Below are 2,594 nucleotides of genomic sequence, written 5' to 3'. Positions count from 1 at the left end.
GTACATGCTGCCCGAAAGAAAAATTTTACAAATCGTGACATTCCATAAACCCCCATTCAGAACTATCCCACACACCACGGAAAAGCCCTTGCAACATGCCACTTATGCGAGCAGATTGATCAGCTTACTAAAATCCGCTTTCATGACCTCCACGGTGCACTTGGCATATGGTGAGCAACTCACCTTGTTTGCATTCTATTAGGCAATAAGTTAATTTAGGATTAACCAATATTCTTGTTTAGCGCGCAGTTATGTATGCTCCCTCCCAAATAATGGGATCCTTAGGGACTTGTCCGAATAAAACATATATTGATAGGGAAAATTTCTGTCATTGCTCGTGCGTGCAGTAGGTTATAGCAACACGTGTTGACGTTATGGGCATTGTTACCGCACTGGTGTGCTGGTATGTGACACTCTTTTATTTAGAGTATGAGAGCGCGGTAAAACGTAGTACACACCGCAGATGATGGGGAAAATCTGTCACCAGTAGTGAGCCCATACACCTGATGCAGTGCGTACTAAGCCACACCAAATTTAGGATAGGGCCTTTACCGCAATTTTTACAACCTAGCAAACCGAAATTCGGGGGCAGTTCGCCCCTGCTGCACTGCCGGCCAGTAAGTTTCTGCGGCACATTACCCATCATCGGGCCCCACCGAGTTCCACTGCCAGCTACAATAATACCAGATCTGCATATCATCTGGTGCAAACCATTGCGTTTTCCGCAAGGCTAAACCACCGCCGCCCCGGGGGTGCAGGGCGGCAGCGTGGGCGCCTGTCTACCGTGAGCCTTCACGCATCACAGTTGCTGTAGACACAATCGCGCCCAGATACGTACACGCCTATGTGCACGAAAATACGGATGTCGGACCAACACCATCGGCAAATTTCTTAACCAGTTTATCCGCTCCAAAAAACACTCCGGTAAACACTACTAGTATGGCTATTGCAGGCCATGCCAATCTGCCGAAAATTGCCATGATGCTAGAGCCTAATATCACCCCAGTCATGATTGGCAACCCTATAGCCCTAACGAAACTGATTACATTACAGATGACTTTGCCGGCAACCATATCATCGTTGGCGCCGCCACCGCCGCCACCTGTGCCTCCTCCACTACCTGAGCCTGTATTACCACTACCTGAGCCTCCACCACCCAAAGCAGGAAACTGATTGGCAGTACCGACATTCGTACTGCCGGCACTTTTACTCTTACTACTGCTCACACTTTTACTCTTACTACCGCTTACACTCTTACTGCTCGTGCTCTTACTCTTATTATTGCCAGCATTCTTATTACTAGCAGCATGCGCCGAATCGACAACGAACAGGAACACCAAAAATAACAATACCTTCGGCGCTACGGCGTACATAGCACCTCCGAAACGCTTCAATAACAAACAACAAGTCACTTTCCTCTCCCTAGTAAACAATCAAACTCTCTACGCTTCAGGGTGACAGTGCACCAGTATCGAACTCCGCCACTTATTCGCGATATGGACGCGCCTTTTCATGCGCAGGATCCAGATAGACACGGAGCTACAGAATCTCGCGCAAGAAGTTTCCCGCCATAGTTCCCTGAAATTTGCGCCTATTGGGTCTAGCTTGGTGTTACACGACACAAAATTAGGTAACCCCGAATTGTGTTCACAGGGATGGCACTGCTCGGAACGCTTGCCCGCGCGAGACGTGCATGGGTGCAGACCGAAAAACCACTGGAAAACGTCCGTTGCGGCATTTCGGCAATTATGCATAGCCACCGAGGTATCCAGTATCCAACGGAGCCCCACACAAGATAGCACACCAAATACGGGCAACGCAGTAGTCAGGGCGTCACACGCACAGGGTGCATGCAGCAACGTGAAAGGGGCCTGGGGCTTCATCCAAAGTTCCTCGATAAGCGGCGCAATGTCACAGGGGCCAGTGACGTAGAGGAAATTACTTAACAACACGTGACTCCAAAAATGCAGAGAACAAAAAGTCTCGGCCAACAGGCCTTTGTATGCGCGCGCAAATTTGTGTCTCGCTGAAGGTTGTGTTGGAGCGAATTTTTACTAGGCAAAACAGCTGGATATCACCAACCATGCACGTGCAACGTCTGCTAGGTAACCCAAGCCGTGTCTTTCGGTCATGCCCGTTGGTGCCACAAGGTGACAGATGTGTGTCGACCCAAGCAATTACACAAGTAATTACAAGAGGGTTGTGCCGGCAGTTCAAGTGTGAAGCGAGTCAGGTTGGGGCAGTTGAGCGGAAGGTTTAGAGAAAGACTTGGCACTGAAAGTTGGCAACACAAGGAAATTCAAGTGTTGGTAGTAGAATCAATCAAGACACCAGGTGGCGTAAAAGTCCACTGCAGCGTTTGTGCCGCTGCCTCATCTACTGATGTGGCAGCGGCACATACCCCATCAGTACAACCCAGGATTGTTTACAAAATTTTAGCAACTCTGTGCTGTAATGCTGCCAGCTTGCACACTGGAGGCTATAGGACAAGTTACAGAATTATTATCCATTACGTACATCACAGCATGTATGTGATGAATAAGTACTATGGAGGAATATGTTCAACTTTGCACGAAGATACCTAGCTCCTGCTA

General features: G+C 48.7%; 2 protein-coding genes. One reads left to right on the top strand and one right to left on the bottom strand.

The annotated features are described in order from the left end of the window. Window positions 1-842: 842 nt before the first annotated feature. Window positions 843-1,373 carry a TrbC/VirB2 family protein gene (locus GAC_RS06160; protein WP_010265935.1) on the bottom strand — a complete coding sequence of 177 codons (531 nt, stop codon included), beginning with the start codon at window positions 1,371-1,373 and terminating at the stop codon, window positions 843-845. Between the two features lie 846 nt (window positions 1,374-2,219). Here GAC_RS06160 and GAC_RS03875 point away from each other — a divergent pair. After that, complete coding sequence (locus tag GAC_RS03875; protein WP_010265942.1) at window positions 2,220-2,585, top strand: hypothetical protein; 366 nt, start codon at window positions 2,220-2,222, stop codon at window positions 2,583-2,585. Window positions 2,586-2,594 lie beyond the last annotated feature (9 nt).

It is taken from the genome of Anaplasma marginale str. Florida, assembly GCF_000215485.1.
Classification (GTDB): domain Bacteria; phylum Pseudomonadota; class Alphaproteobacteria; order Rickettsiales; family Anaplasmataceae; genus Anaplasma; species Anaplasma marginale.
The sequence above is the reverse complement of the archived record's forward strand: the minus strand, read 5'-3'. Positions and strand labels throughout refer to the sequence as shown.